The organism is Nostoc sp. (genome assembly GCF_036917555.1).
Lineage (GTDB): Bacteria > Cyanobacteriota > Cyanobacteriia > Cyanobacteriales > Nostocaceae > Nostoc.
Map to the genome: position 1 here is coordinate 429,222 of NZ_JBALDD010000063.1, position 14,786 is coordinate 444,007.

General features: G+C 40.2%; 9 protein-coding genes. 6 read left to right on the forward strand and 3 right to left on the reverse strand.

The genetic code is table 11. From position 1 onward, the window contains the following. From V7K60_RS24470 to V7K60_RS24480, 3 genes are all read right to left on the reverse strand, one after another. Positions 1-450: a response regulator gene (locus V7K60_RS24470; protein ID WP_334929157.1), complete on the reverse strand. Its 450-nt coding sequence runs from the start codon at positions 448-450 to the stop codon at positions 1-3. Next, positions 444-3,008: a GAF domain-containing protein gene (locus V7K60_RS24475; protein ID WP_334929159.1), complete on the reverse strand. Its 2,565-nt coding sequence runs from the start codon at positions 3,006-3,008 to the stop codon at positions 444-446. The genes V7K60_RS24470 and V7K60_RS24475 overlap by 7 nt, the downstream gene beginning before the upstream one ends. A gap of 529 nt (positions 3,009-3,537) precedes the next feature. After that, the gene (locus V7K60_RS24480; RefSeq protein ID WP_334929427.1) at positions 3,538-3,672 is read right to left on the reverse strand and encodes a hypothetical protein; all 135 of its coding nucleotides are present in this window, start codon (positions 3,670-3,672) and stop codon (positions 3,538-3,540) included. A 370-nt stretch (positions 3,673-4,042) separates the two neighbouring features. Between V7K60_RS24480 and V7K60_RS24485 the strand changes: the two genes are divergently transcribed. From V7K60_RS24485 to ppk1, 6 genes are all read left to right on the forward strand, one after another. Beyond that, positions 4,043-6,727: an ELWxxDGT repeat protein gene (locus V7K60_RS24485; RefSeq protein WP_334929161.1), complete on the forward strand. Its 2,685-nt coding sequence runs from the start codon at positions 4,043-4,045 to the stop codon at positions 6,725-6,727. A gap of 192 nt (positions 6,728-6,919) precedes the next feature. Beyond that, positions 6,920-7,522 carry a hypothetical protein gene (locus V7K60_RS24490; RefSeq protein ID WP_334929163.1) on the forward strand — a complete coding sequence of 201 codons (603 nt, stop codon included), beginning with the start codon at positions 6,920-6,922 and terminating at the stop codon, positions 7,520-7,522. Positions 7,523-7,883: 361 nt separating this feature from the next. Continuing rightward, entirely contained in the window at positions 7,884-8,375 is a 492-nt protein-coding gene (locus V7K60_RS24495) for a hypothetical protein (protein WP_334929165.1), read from the forward strand. A 20-nt stretch (positions 8,376-8,395) separates the two neighbouring features. Further along, the gene (locus V7K60_RS24500; RefSeq protein ID WP_442944462.1) at positions 8,396-9,337 is read left to right on the forward strand and encodes a fimbrial biogenesis chaperone; all 942 of its coding nucleotides are present in this window, start codon (positions 8,396-8,398) and stop codon (positions 9,335-9,337) included. Between the two features lie 116 nt (positions 9,338-9,453). After that, entirely contained in the window at positions 9,454-12,318 is a 2,865-nt protein-coding gene (locus tag V7K60_RS24505) for a carboxypeptidase regulatory-like domain-containing protein (protein ID WP_334929168.1), read from the forward strand. A gap of 112 nt (positions 12,319-12,430) precedes the next feature. Next, the gene (gene ppk1 / locus V7K60_RS24510) at positions 12,431-14,602 is read left to right on the forward strand and encodes a polyphosphate kinase 1 (protein ID WP_334929170.1); all 2,172 of its coding nucleotides are present in this window, start codon (positions 12,431-12,433) and stop codon (positions 14,600-14,602) included. Positions 14,603-14,786 lie beyond the last annotated feature (184 nt).

The window sequence follows — 14,786 nt, forward strand, 5'->3', positions numbered from 1 at the left end:
TTACTCCGGTGGCAGTTTTACGATCGCAAACCAAAAATTTTCTATTGATTGGACAATTTTAACAAATTGATCGAAATCTACTGGCTTAGTTATATAACAGTTAGCAAAAAGGTTATAGGCTTTGAGGATATCTTCTTCTGCCTGGGAAGTCGTCAAAACTACTACAGGAATTCGTTTGAGGTTTTCATCTCCTTTTATTTCTGCTAATACTTCTCGTCCATCTTTTTTCGGAAGGTTAAAATCGAGCAATACAATATCTGGATGAGGTAATCTAGCATATTTTCCCTGTTTTCGCAAGAATGCCATTGCCTCTACACCATCCTCGACTACATTCAAGTGAATTGAGATTTTACTATCTTCTAGAGCGATGCGTGTCAGTTGGACATCGCCAGGATTATCCTCTATTAACAAAACCTCAATAGGCATAATTGCTGTTATGGTATTTACCATTGCTTACCTGCTCTATCTGGAATTGTGAAGTAGAAAGTCGAGCCTTGACCCGGTTTCGACTCAACCCAAATCCGGCCGCCGTGGCGTTCGATAATTTTCTTACAAATTGCTAGACCAATTCCAGTACCTGGATACTTGTCTCTACCGTGTAAGCGCTGAAAAATTATAAAAATACGTTCAGTATATTGGGATTCCAAACCAATTCCATTATCACGCACCCAGAACAACCATTCATCCTCTGAGGGGATAAAATTTAAATTTTTTCCATCTAATACATCTACATCTCTCTTACTTACTCCAATGTGAATTAATGGCTGTTGACGATCGCAAAATTTGATCGCGTTGGCAATCAGGTTTTGAAATACTTGTGTCAATTGGGTAGCATCAGCCATCACTTGAGGTAGAGTATCATAGGTGACAACTGCCTTTCGATCTGCGATCGCAACTTGAAGATTAGCAAGCACCTGTTCTAAGACAATACTACAATCAACTGGCACAAAAGGTTGTCCACGAGTGCTGACGCGGGAATAGTTTAATAAATCGTTGATTAGGGTCTGCATCCGGCTGGCCCCATTTACTGCGTAGGTGATAAACTGATCCGCATTGGCATCGAGTTTGTTTTTGTATCTCCGCTCCAGCAGTTGTAAATAACTAGTTACCATCCGCAATGGCTCTTGCAAATCATGGGAAGCTACGTAGGCAAACTGTTCTAATTCCGCATTAGAACGAGTAAGTTCCTGACTTTGCTGGGTTTCTTTTTCTAATAGTTGTGCCTGAGATAAAGCAATCCCAATTTGGTTAGCTAATTGCTGTAACAAATCTGTTTCAAACTGATTCCACTGTCGAGGTGCGGCACACTGATGAGCTAGCAATAAACCCCAAATACCGTCCCTGACAAGAATCGGCACTACCAGATTAGCCCTGACAGCAAACTGCTGAAGAAATTCTCGATGGCATGGTTGAATATGAGCAGCCTCAATGTCTTCAAGGGCACTTACTCTCCCTTGGCGATACCTCTCTATATATTCTTCTTTAAAACAGGGGTCAAAAAGATTTTTTCCTAGAATTATCGGCCAACCAGGCAGCACTGCTTCTTGTACCACTGTTCCCGAACCGTCAGGTTCCAGTCGAAAAATCAACACACGGTCAGCTTGTAGTAGTTGTTGTACCTCTGTGACAGTGGTTTGAAGAATTTCATCTATTTGTAAAGATTTTCGAATTTTCAGGGTAATTTCAGCAAATAGTTGCGATCGCAGATTTTGCCGCTTTAATTCTTCATCTGCCCGCTTGCGATTTGTGATATCAGTATAAGAACCAACCATCCGCACTATATCACCCAATGCGTCCCAAAGTGCCTGTCCTCGATCTAGAATCCATTTATAGCTGCCGTCTTGGCACTGGACTCGATATTCACAGACGTAAAACGGTGTTTTCTTGGCAAAGTGGTCTTGGAAAGCCTGAAATACCCAATCTTGCTCATCGGGATGGATTCGTTTTGTCCATTCATCCCAACGGTTGGAAACTTCGTGGTCTTTATAGCCGAGCATTTCCTTCCATCGAGTTGAGAAGAACACTTCATTAGTCTTGAGGTTCCAATCCCAAATACCATCATTATTACCATGTAATGCTAATTGCCAACGTTCTTCACTTTCTCGTAGTGCTTTTGCTGTTTTCCGTCGTTCAGTAACGTTTTGGAAACAAACAGACAAGCCGTCTTTTGCCGGATAGGCATGGACTTTAAGCCACTGCTGCTGTGGCAGATAGAACTCCTCAAATTCGACACTAACCTGTTCTAAGATTGCCCTGCGATATTCACAATCAAATGTTGTGCCGATAATTTCTGGAAACACCTCCCAGATGTTTTTACCCAAAAGCTCATTGTGAGTTTTTTGCAACAGCCGTTCTGCTTGACCATTAATATAGGTAAATTGCCACTTTTTATCTAGGGCAAAAAAACCATCAGTGATACTTTCGAGAAGATTGGCGATGCGGGTTTTGGCGGCTTCAGATTGGGCGCGGGCTGCTTGCTCGTGCGCCATTAGTTTTTCGGCAACTTGAGATACCTCAGCTACATAACGTCTGAGTTCTAGTTGGTCGATTACCAGGCGACTCAAACCTACAAACGCCTCTACTTGTTTTTGGCTTAGTTGCCGTGGAACTTGGTCAATCGCGCACAGAGTTCCCAATATATCTCCCTTCGGAGTAATTAAGGGTACACCTGCATAAAATCGTATATGTGGATAGCCCGTCACGACTGGATTATTTGCCAACTTTTCATCAGCTAGGGTATCAGAAATCACTACAACATGACGCTGCTGTTGGCAAAGATAAGATAATCCAACACTCCGGGGCATTTCTGATACATCTAAACCTACTTTCGCTTTAAACCATTGACGGTTTTCATCAATAAAATTTACCAAGGATATGGGAGTGCCACAAATAAATGCCGCTAACTGAGCAAGATTGTCGTAAGCTTCTTCGGGTTCGGTGTCAAGAATCTGATACTGGCGGAGGGCTTCTAACCTCACAGCTTCTGTATCAATATTTCCAGCTTCCATTAACTTTTTTTAATGTGATATTCAATTCCCAGCCTGACTACTTTATGAATAGATTAACCTTTTTTAACATTAGTTAACCATCTGTCTGCTTTTGGTTATTCAGGGGAGTCTTTGAAAGTTTTTTGAAAAACCTACATTCACATTTGAGAAAAGCCATGCCTAGCAGTAAACTACTTGCTGTCTACGCCCCAAAGTTATTGCGTAGGCGTAGCCCGTCGTAGACATCGCTATAATCTCCAGTATAAAGGACTTCCAAATAAAAAATAATCAATCCCTGAGTGAGCAAAGGGAGCTGGCATTGCAGGGGAAGAAGAATTTGATAGCCGTCTTGGATGGAGGAATTGAGTAATTTAATTTTTGGAGTTCCCAAAAATTTTGTACTTAGTTCTCTAAAAAAAGACTTTAGCTATTAGCATCAGAATTGATTCTGAGGTGGGATAGCAACGAAGTGTGAGATTTTGCTGGAAAACAAAAAGCGATCGCTATTGATCTTAAGATGCCAGGGTCTTGCCAAAGTGGGTGTAGAAGCTTAGTTATTCAACCTTTCAAATATAAAATAATTGAGGCTAACGTATAAATAAACGCCACTGGCAACCAGTAGTAGTAATACAGCAGTGACAGAAGTATACCAAAGGGCGAGACGGCGACGAGTAGCTTGGAACATATTGCAATGCGGCGAAAAATGCTTTGGGTAAGCGAGTTAGCAAAGAATAAAACAGATATGGTATTATCGATTATTTTGCTTGAAAAGACCCTTAATCAGGATCTAATCAAAAAATTTTTTATACTAAAATTATCTACATAAATAATTTATTTTTTTAACAATTAGCTTCATCTAATTAAGTACTTACACGCAGGCATCATCTTTTACCTAAGAGTTAAATTCTATTTGCAATGAAGTTTAAAGGAGAGATGCCAAAGAACATTAAAAATTTTATCGCATCAGCTAATACATAGTTTTTGTGTTGATGAATGTTCTGAGTAACTTGTAGCCAGTATATGTGCTTGAACTTTATAAAAAATAATAAATAACTATGCCAACTTATTCTGGATTCCCCGATCCGGGAAGTACAATAGCCACAGCTTTAGATACTGCAACTTATATTGGTGGTTCTCTCACTAGCACAACGAGCATATTTCAAAACTCTCTTAGTAGCTCTGACATCCGCGATACTTATAAATTTACTGTTAGCAGTTCCAGTATTGTTACTTTGGGCTTGGATGGCTTGAGCAGTAATGCCGATTTAAGATTGCTCAATAGTTCTGGCAGTTCTCTTTATAACTCTACTAACTCAGGTACTACCCCAGAATCAATTCGTGGGAACATAGCGGCTGGCACTTACTATGCCCAGGTTTTGGGTACGACTAGCACAAACTATAATCTCAGTCTCTCATCTGAAATCATCTTAGAAAGTAACCGCTCTGATAATTCACTTGGAACCGCATTTGATATTGGTACAATCACCAGTTATAACACCACTGATTTTGTAGGTAGTACTGGTGCAGTTGTAGATGATAATGACTATTACAAATTTCAATTAAATAACAACGGGAACCTCAGCATTAACCTAAATGGCTTAGGAGCTAATGCCGATGTATACTTATTTAGTTCTTCTGGGACAATCATTGGTAGTTCTGTTCAATCTGGCAATGCTTCAGAGTCTATCAACAGCAATGTTAGCCAGGGAACATACTACATTCGTGTAGTTCAGGCAACATCAGGTTTTACTAACTATAATTTGCAGATTTCGCTGGTTTCAGATCCAGTAGATAATGCGGGTAACACTTTAGGAACAGCTCGTAATATTAATCCGTTAACTACTAACAGCTACTCAGATTTTGTTAATTCATCTGACAATAAAGATTATTATCGCTTTGATTTGACTTCTGCTGCTTTAATTAACTTCACCTTAGCACCAGTAACAGGAAATGCAGATTTACAACTGGTAGATATTAACGGTAATAATATTCAAAGTTCCAATCAATCAGGAACTGCTATAGATACCATTCGGCGCAGCTTGAATGCAGGTATTTATTACGCTCTTGTTACTCCTGCTACAGGAGTAGCAACAAACTACACTCTTAGTACTTCTGCTCAAGCCATAGCAGCAGATCAAGCTCCCAATTCCTTCTCTACAGCAAAAGATATTGGTACTTTAAATGGTTCTCAAACTTTCAACGATTTTGTGGGTAATATTGACACTATTGATTACTACACTTTCAAGTCTAATACCAATAGTGGATTCAATCTCACCCTCAATGAGTTGATTGACAATGCAGATGTGCAACTGTTGGATAGCAACGCTAGTGTAATTCAAACATCTGCTCAATCAGGGAATACGAATGAAACTATAAACGCCAATTTGGGGGTTGGGACTTATTATGTTCGCGTTTACGTCTCTGGTTCTGCCAACACTTACTACACCTTAAACTTGTCTGGGTATTCTCAAGCCAGGATGCTTGATCTCAACTCCGGTTCTGGTAGTTCAAATCCCAGCAATCTAACAGTCGGAAGTAATATTTTGTACTTTACTGCTAACGATGGTAGTACTGGCTCTCAACTGTGGAAGAGTGATGGTACTGTAGCTAATACTACTCGCCTAACTAATATTAATTCTGGCAATTTTAACCCAGCTAATCTGACCGTCTTCAACAACAAGCTATACTTCAGTGCTAATGATGGAGTCAAAGGTAGAGAACTTTGGGTATATGATGGCACTCAAGCCCAAATAGTTAGTGATATTAATCCTAATTCTGGCAGTTCTAACCCTACTAATCTTACTGTTGTTGGTAATAAACTCTTCTTTACTGCTGATGATGGCACGCATGGTCAGGAATTATGGGAATATAACGGCACAACATCTGCGATCGTTAAAGATATCTATCCTGGTGTCAATAGTTCCAAACCATTGAATCTCACCAATGTCAATGGTCAGCTGTTCTTCACAGCCAATAACCCCACTTATGGTACTGAGCTTTGGTCAAGTGATGGTACTCAAAACGGAACACAAGTTATTGACATCAGGACAGGAGTACTCAGTTCATCGCCAAACAGCCTCACTTCTATAGGCAGTAGCCTCTACTTCACCGCCAATAATGGTACGAGCGGATTTGAAGTCTGGAAGTATCAAGCTGGAGCAGCTAGTTTAGTTAAAGATGCAACATCCGGTAACAACAGCGTAGCGCCAGAATATTTAACTGCTATTGGCAATACTTTGTACTTTGTCAAATATAGCAATAACTTTCAGCCAGAACTTTGGAAGAGTGACGGCACAGTTAACGGCACTGTAAGGGTTAAGAATGACACTACACAAGCACCAAATATTGGTACTGGCCCTACCGATTTGACTGCCGTTGGCAATACCTTATACTTCGTGACTTATGACTCAGCAAGTGGTCTCGAACTCTGGAAAACAGATGGTACTGATAACAATACAGTACTAGTTAAAGATATTTGGGCTGGTAACGATTCTAATAGCCAGCCGAATAATAGTGTTCCTACTAATCTCGTCAATTTCAATAGCACCCTGTATTTTGCGGCTTCTGATGGTAGCAGCAGGGAAGTGTGGAGCAGCGACGGCACAGTTTCTGGTACGCGGAAATTTAGCAATATTTACACTACAGGAATTGCTAACCCTGCCAAGCTCACTGTCGTTGGTACGCGGCTGTTCTTCACTGCTACGAACGGGACTAACGGCACAGAATTGTGGGTGATTTAACAAGGAGGTGATTTGTAAGACAACAGCTATAAAACAACGTATAAACCAAGATTAATAAACAGTAAATTTACTGGAACTTTATTTCTTGGATATCAACCGCAAATCAAATTTGTTTGCTTAACGAGATATTGAGATTTGCTCAAGCTCAAATTAAATTCACACAGACACAATATTACGGAGAAATTGTTGATCATGAAGACCAGATTTTTAGTAGTTATCGCCGCTACCTCTGCCTTTGTTAGCGCCTTGAGTAGTGTGATTGTTGCACCCGCCAATGCTCAAGTTTCTACTACAAATAACGTGGCCGTTACTCTCTCAGTACCCGAAGTTCTCTACTTGCGGACTGTCAGCACAATTGATTTAGACCTTAAACCTGCGGACTTATCTGCAAAGACATTAATTGGAAGTGGACCATATACCAGTGATGGTACTGATAAAACCGGTACAGCAAATTCAAGCGGTAGTACACTCGATCAAAGCACTCCATTCAACACCAACGGCACAAATCTCTCAGTGGATAAAACAATATCTAAGGTATTTGCAGTTTGGTCTAACAGCCCTCGTGGTCTGGGGATTACTGTCGACGCAACAGTTGCAAATGCTGCTCTCACCAATGGTACTGCTACAGCAACCCTGAGTTCTAATGGCGCTAATCCAAACTTTGCTCCTGTCCCTGGCTTAGTCACTCCTTTCGTTGGTGGCGTTGATTTAACCATAGATGTGCCAGGAAATGGAATTGCTCAAGCAGGTACATATAGCGGAGCAACCCTTGACATCAAAGCTACCGCAAACTAATTTATATTGCTGTTTGAGGGATAACGGCATCGGAATTGGCATTTTGATTACACTTTCATCTCTTTATTCAGCAACTTTAGTTAATCAGGGCTAAGGTTCTTAGATTAATCATATCAACATATTTTTCATCTACCCTTAGCCTTACCTAATACTTAACAATGTTTACGCAGTCTTTAATCTAATTTTCTTAGATTGGGGTTGAACTTTGCGTCGGTAAATTTATTTGATGTTCTTTAAGGATGGTGGAGATTGATGCCAAATGCCAGACAAATGTAAACAGGGTGACAGCAATCTAGTAACACGAAAGAAGCTATGGACTGAAATTATTAATTGCTTTTTTATAAGCATAACACTTTTAGTATTGCCACAGCCTCCTTCTTTAGGGCAGTCTTTCTTGAGAATTACTGAACCTACAAATATTAATCAGTTATCTACTCCTCAAACACTAGTTATTCCTCCTTTACCAGCATCAGAAATTGTACCTGCAGCCAAAAGTGAGTCTGTTGCCAATTCACAACAATTGCTGTCTCCTCCGGGTTTTAATAACTTTATCAGCCGTGATTTTCCCAATTTCTGGCAAATGCGAGTGCCTATAGAACAAGTTGGTTTTCTCTATGCCACTTATGAAATGAAGGCTGAAAATGGACGCAACAATGCGGTAAGTAATCCCCAGAGTTCTAATTCGGCAGTTCAAGTAGTCATAGAACCATTACCCATCACTGAAATTTCCCGCGATCAAAATAGCAATACAGCTTTAGTGCAAGGGGGATTTCGATTGAAAATGGATCTCTCAACTGCTCAGTCAGCAGGTTTATATGGTGGCAATGTGGCGGTAACAGTTAATCGGCGTTAGTTTTTTTCGTAATGTGAAATATGAAAGTGAAAAACACAATCCCAAAGTTAAAAAAAATCAGCAAAATAGCTTTAAGTTTACTAGGAGCCTTGGCTCTGGGCATACCTTCTGCTTCAGCAATTAATATTGGTGTCACTCCACCTCGATTGGAAGTCAAAATTAATAGTAATAAGACACGCACTGAAACTATTCGCGTTCTTAACCTTGCTTCTGAACCAGTGACGCTAAAAGCCAGTGTCAAATCTTGGGCAATGAATGAAGATAATAAAGCCCAAGACATTGCTTCTAATGAGCAATCTTTAGATCAGTGGATAGTTTTTACTCCTTCTCAATTTACAATTCCACCTGGAGGCGCGCAAACCATACGCTTTGCTATTCGTCCTAAAGTTCAACCCCAACCAGGTGAACATCGTGCTGTACTTTATCTCCAAGAAGTTTCGCCCAACCCAATCAAATCATCTCAAGGAGTGAGGGTAAATGCACGGCTAGGGGTAGTAATTTATGGTTATGTGGGAGAGATTAAAAAAATTGGTGTCCTCAATTCTATTACTGTTGATGCCAAACCGAATGCTCTCAAGGCTGTATTTGATGTTACTAATAAAGGTAATGCTTATGTACGGTTAAGTGGTCAGTATGCTATTTGGCCTGCTGCTCAATATCCAGGTAGTGAAGCTACTAAACCTATAGCTAATACAGGTAAACCGGGAGAAAAATTACCAAAATCTGTATTAGATGTAGGCTCATTACCATCATTACCAGTATTACCTAATAATACTCGTCAACTGTACTTACCTATTACTAAAACTCTACCCCCTGGAAACTACGTCTTGGATATCAACGGGGAATTGAGTGGTGTACCAATTGATAAAGCTATTCCATTCACAGTTACGGCTGCTAAGAATAACCAGTCTGGAAATAAGCCAGGTGGTAGGAATCTGAGCAATTCTCTTCAGCGTAAATAGATTTTGCAGATTCCAAAGCTCAAATTCTCAAAGTAAATTAATTGCCACTTTTTCTAGAAATGATTTGGTAGCCGAAAAACTTTTTTGGCTACTCATAGAAACTTTTGTGCTTAAATATGCCCTACCATAATCCAACACCTCCCCCAACAGTTGCGATCGCACAGCCCACGAATTTCTTTTTCGCAAAGCTACTCGATGCCAATACTAAGAAGACAAATAAGATAGTTGCAGCAGCGATCGCCCCACCAGAAACCCTAGCCGCAGAATTTTCTCCATATAAAATACCTGAAAGCTCTGTCAATAAGCAACTTGTTAAAAAGCTAAATAAAATACCTGAAAGCTCTGTCAATAAGCAACTTGTTAAAAAGTTAATTGCCCAAACTACAAAGAATTCAGTTTCTGGTGAGTTACCTACAACATCAACAGACCCAGTAGTAAAAAATTATCCTGTCTTCAATAATCTTGCCGAAAATAAAGCTGTAGAAGCACAAAGCTTATTATTGGGAATAATTATTAATGACCAAGAAGTTGGTAATTTAGATATTATCCAACAGGGAAAGATTTTATTAATTCCATTACTGGATTTTGCTAAAATTGCTGGCTTTACTGTTGAAAAATCTGGTGATAATACAAAACTTAAAACGCCTTCTGGTCAAGTTACACTGACATCAAATGAACTTCAGACAATCAACACCATTACCTATATTAGTGATGCAGTTTTACAATCAAAATTAGCAACAAATATTGAGTTAAAAGCCTCAGATGCAGCTTTAATAGTTGATTTGCCTTGGCGAAGAAATAATGGGCAATATAGCACTCAGGCTACTGATCTCCAACCTGAAGCTTTACCTCCTAGCAGTGGTTTATCAAACTTAAGGCAAGAGTTAAATTTTACTAATACTTTTGGTAATTCAGGCTGGCACAGTTCTACTCTTTTTGGAGGACGTTTAGCTGGGGGTTTGTGGCGTATACGTCTTGAGAACGATTTTATTAACCAGCCGGAGATTGCTGAATACTTTTTCTTTAAACGTTCAAATCAATTTATCTATCAGATTGGTCGTCAACAAATCGGTTTACATCCCTTATTGTCACATATTGATCTGACTGGATTCCAAGTTGGTCATACCAATCTCCCCTTAAATAGATTTAATGCTAATGCAAGCTATGGTGCAACTGAACTTTTATCCAGACAATCCCAGCCTGTACAAAGCTTTAACGGTCGAGTTGCTCCAGCAAGTTTTGTACAGTTAAGAGTTGGTGGAGTTATAGTTGCTCAACAGCAAGTAGGACTGAGTGGAGAATACGAATTTTTAGATGTTAATTTACCTGCTGGTCAAACCAATGACATTGAATTGTTGATTTTTAACCGTAATAACCTAACTATACCTACAGAAATTCGTTCTTTAAGACTGAGAGCTTCTGATTTATTGTTACCATCTGGCGGAAGCACCCAACTAGCAGGTTTTGGTTTAAGTGGTAACTATCTTCAGAGAAGTTTATTTGATGATTTTGTTAACGCTGACTCAGGTAAGCTTGGTGGATTTTTTCAAGCGCGTCAGGGAATTTCTAATGACTTGACTGTGGAAAGTTCAGTACAAGTACTTTCTGATAGAACACAAACACAAGCAGGTTTTATTTGGCGGTTAATAAATCCAGCAATTATAGCTGCTAGTGTTGGCACTTCTAATGGTCAATTTGGCTATACAGCTAATTTAGATTTCCAGTTAGATCGCTTGCAAATTTTCGGCAATTCTGAATTATATCCTGCTGGTTATTTATACAATAATCAATCGCGCGATCGCTATAACCATAGTATAGAAGCTAAGTATACTTTTAGTAATACTTTGGCTCTGGGAGTCGTAGCCCGTAATCGGCAATATGAGAAGAGTTCAACTAGTTACATTTTGCCGACTTTTTCATTCAGTCCGTTTTCTAACTTATCTTTAAGAGGCGTGCCTGATTTTGCTGGACGTTATTTATTTAACGCTTTTTATCGACCAACACAGAATAGCAGTCTGGCTTTGAGCGCCGTCAATGATATCTATACAACAGACTTTAGCTATAATCTGAATAGAGAATATTTACTATCATTGGGGACTGAATCTGGCGGCGACTTGCCTACACGTTTCACTGTAACCCTCAATCGTAATACCAGTAACTTTTCAGACTTAAGTTGGCGCATTGGACTAGGATATAGAGGTGGAGATATTGGCCCAGTGATTGGTGCTAGTATGCGTGTGTTACCAGGTTTGTTCGCTAGAGTCGAATATCAGGGCATCCCTTCTAGGATTAAAAACATTTTTGGTGGTATTGGTGACGATCGCCTGTTTATTTCACTAGTATCAGATTTATCTTTTGTAGGTGGGAGAATGACTCCTTCGGAGTATACCTCTATTGGTAAAGATAAGGGTGCGATCGCTGGACGAATTGTTATAGAAGGAGCAAAGAAAGGTTTTAATTTAAGTGAATCTACTATCCAAGTAATCAATAAACAAGGTCAAAGCGTCGCTGGAACTGTAACTGACTCGCAAGGTAATTTCTTCGTAGGTAATTTGCCAGAAGGTGTATATGTAGTTCAATTTGACCCACAAGGATTACCTGTAGAACTTTCTGTGAAGAAAAGTACGATAGTCGCTAAGGTGGAAAGCTCTGCTGTGACTAAGTTAGATTTCCCTGTCAGAGTAGAATATGGTTTAGCAGGAAGAATTACAGATGCCGCAGGTAAGCCAATACCAGGAATAAAGGTAGAAGTCATCAATGCTGAGGGTAAAAGAATTTCTTCATCTGCAAGTGACGAATTTGGTCTTTATCGTCTAGATGCAGTTCCGCTTGGTAAGTATACATTGCGAATCCCGCCTCAAGATGGCATCACAAATAACGGTAACTTGCCCACACGCGAGATCACGATTGACAAAGATTTTCTCTACGACCAAAATTTGCAATTGCCGTTTGCCACAACGAAGGAAACTAAGGACAAATGAAGTTCCCTTTTCCTACCCCCGGAAAAGCTGCTTCGCCTCTATGCACCATTTAACTTACTATGTTTATTGTCCCCCAGCTAAATGGGCCACATCTGCCTGCCTTTAGGTCATTATGGCAAAATCTAAGAAAAGCGCTACCCCCATCAATCTCAGCGATCCACAATATTATCTTAACCGGGAGTTAAGCTGGTTAGAATTTAATGCCAGGGTTTTACATGAAGCCTGTGACGATCGCACGCCTCTTCTGGAACGCCTCAAGTTTTTGGGAATATTTAACTCTAATTTGGATGAGTTTTTCATGGTGCGCGTTGCTGGTTTAAAGCAACAAGTAGAGGCAAAAGTTAGCCTGTTAACTCCTGATGGTCGCACACCACAACAACAGCTAGACGATATTAGGTCTACCCTAACTCCCGACTTTCAGAAACAGCATCAACATTTTGAGGAAGTACTTCGTCCTCTACTAGTAAATCATGGCATTCATATTCTGAATTACATAGATTTAAATCAAAAGCAGCGGACTCATCTCAACAGCTATTTTGAGGAACAAGTTTTTCCAGTTTTGACTCCTCTGGCTGTTGATCCTAGTCATCCCTTTCCTTTTATTTCTAATCTCAGTCTGAATCTGGCTGTTGTAGTCAAGAACCCAGACACCGAAGAAGAATTCTTTGCCAGAATCAAAGTCCCTAGTGTTCTACCACGATTTTTACCGATACCGCCTGAGTTGGGAGATCAGAACAGCGAAAAACCTGCTCACTGGACTGGAGTACCTTTAGAACAAGCGATCGCTCATAACTTGGAATCTCTATTTCCAGGGATGAACATTCAAGAATATCATCCGTTCCGCATTACCCGTGATGCCGATTTGGTCTTAGAAGAAGATGAAGCAGATGATTTGTTGTTAGCGATCGAACAGGAATTGCGAAAACGGCGCCTGGGTGGTAGTCCAGTCCGGCTAGAAATTCAATCCCAGACTCCTGAAATAGTGCGATCGCGATTATTGCATGATTTGGAATTAACAGAAAGTGATGTTTACGAGGTAGATGGTCTTTTGGGACTGCGGGATTTAATGTACTTTATGTCCTTGCCATTGCCGGAACTCAAAGATCCACCGCGCCAATCTGTTGTACCGTTACGCCTGCAAAGGCTGAGAGAACCGAGTTTAGACCCAGATGCGCTGGAGACGGACGAAGGAAAAGACTTTTTTGCTGTAATTCGAGAAAAGGATTTACTAGTCCACCATCCCTATCAATCCTTTTCGGCTACAGTAGTGCGCTTTATTACCCATGCTGCCTACGATCCGAATGTGTTAGCCATCAAGATGACCCTTTACCGGACTTCTGGTGACTCGCCCATCGTCAACGCCTTAATTGCCGCTGCTGAAAATGGCAAGCAAGTATCTGTGCTGGTGGAATTAAAGGCGCGATTTGATGAGGAGAATAATATTTACTGGGCAAAACGACTAGAAAGAGTTGGAGTTCATGTCGTCTATGGTTTAGTCGGGCTAAAAACCCATAGTAAAACCGTCATGGTGGTACGGCGCGAAAAAGACCGGATACGTCGCTACGTGCATATTGGAACTGGTAACTATAACCCTAAAACAGCACGACTGTATACAGATTTGGGATTGTTTAGTTGCCGTGAAGAATTGGGTGCTGACATCACAGATTTATTTAATTTCTTAACAGGATATTCCCTGCAAAAATCTTATCGAGAGTTGCTGGTTGCACCTGTGAATATGCGCGATCGCTTTTTAGCACTAATTCGCCGCGAAATTGAAAATGTTCAAAATGGATTTTCTGGACGGATTGTTGCCAAAATGAATTCCCTAGTCGATCCAGAAATTATCAGCACTTTATATGAAGCTTCCCGCGCCGGAGTGCAAATCGACTTAATTATTAGGGGTGTTTGTTGTTTACGCCCAGGAATCAAAGACATTAGTGAAAACATTCGCATCATCAGTATTGTCGGTCGCTTTTTAGAACACTCTCGGATTTATTATTTTCATAACAATACACAGGAGGAAATTTATATCGGCAGTGCTGACTGGATGCGCCGCAACCTGGATCGCCGAGTCGAAGTAATTACCCCAGTAAAAGACCCAGATATTGCTAAAGATTTGCAAGAAATTATGGGAATTATGCTCGCAGATAATCGCCAAGCTTGGGAATTACAAGCTGATGGTACTTACATTCAACGGCGTCCTTATGATGATTCTCCAGAAGCTAATTCACAAAAAATTCTCATGAACATGGCATTACGCTCAACTGGTGTAGTCCCAACCTGATTGATTAAAAAATAAGTTACTTATACCTTCACAACTAGCTCAACTTAGTTGTTTTGAAAAAATTGAATTTTTTGAGCAGTTGTCTAAGTTGTTTCTCCTCATAGATTCACACAAGTTATTCAACCATAGGATAGAGTCAGTGCTGGCACTTGTTCTCATAGACTGGAGAGGTTATTCTAAATAA

What these genes read in the sequence shown, in the direction of transcription:
- V7K60_RS24480 (WP_334929427.1), bottom strand. Translation starts at nt 3,672, where the DNA reads ATGTTCCAAGCTACTCGTCGCCGTCTCGCCCTTTGGTATACTTCTGTC.
- V7K60_RS24500 (WP_442944462.1), top strand. Translation starts at nt 8,396, where the DNA reads ATGAAAGTGAAAAACACAATCCCAAAGTTAAAAAAAATCAGCAAAATA.
- V7K60_RS24485 (WP_334929161.1), top strand. Translation starts at nt 4,043, where the DNA reads ATGCCAACTTATTCTGGATTCCCCGATCCGGGAAGTACAATAGCCACA.
- V7K60_RS24475 (WP_334929159.1), bottom strand. Translation starts at nt 3,008, where the DNA reads ATGGAAGCTGGAAATATTGATACAGAAGCTGTGAGGTTAGAAGCCCTC.
- ppk1 (WP_334929170.1), top strand. Translation starts at nt 12,431, where the DNA reads ATGGCAAAATCTAAGAAAAGCGCTACCCCCATCAATCTCAGCGATCCA.
- V7K60_RS24490 (WP_334929163.1), top strand. Translation starts at nt 6,920, where the DNA reads ATGAAGACCAGATTTTTAGTAGTTATCGCCGCTACCTCTGCCTTTGTT.
- V7K60_RS24470 (WP_334929157.1), bottom strand. Translation starts at nt 450, where the DNA reads ATGGTAAATACCATAACAGCAATTATGCCTATTGAGGTTTTGTTAATA.
- V7K60_RS24505 (WP_334929168.1), top strand. Translation starts at nt 9,454, where the DNA reads ATGCCCTACCATAATCCAACACCTCCCCCAACAGTTGCGATCGCACAG.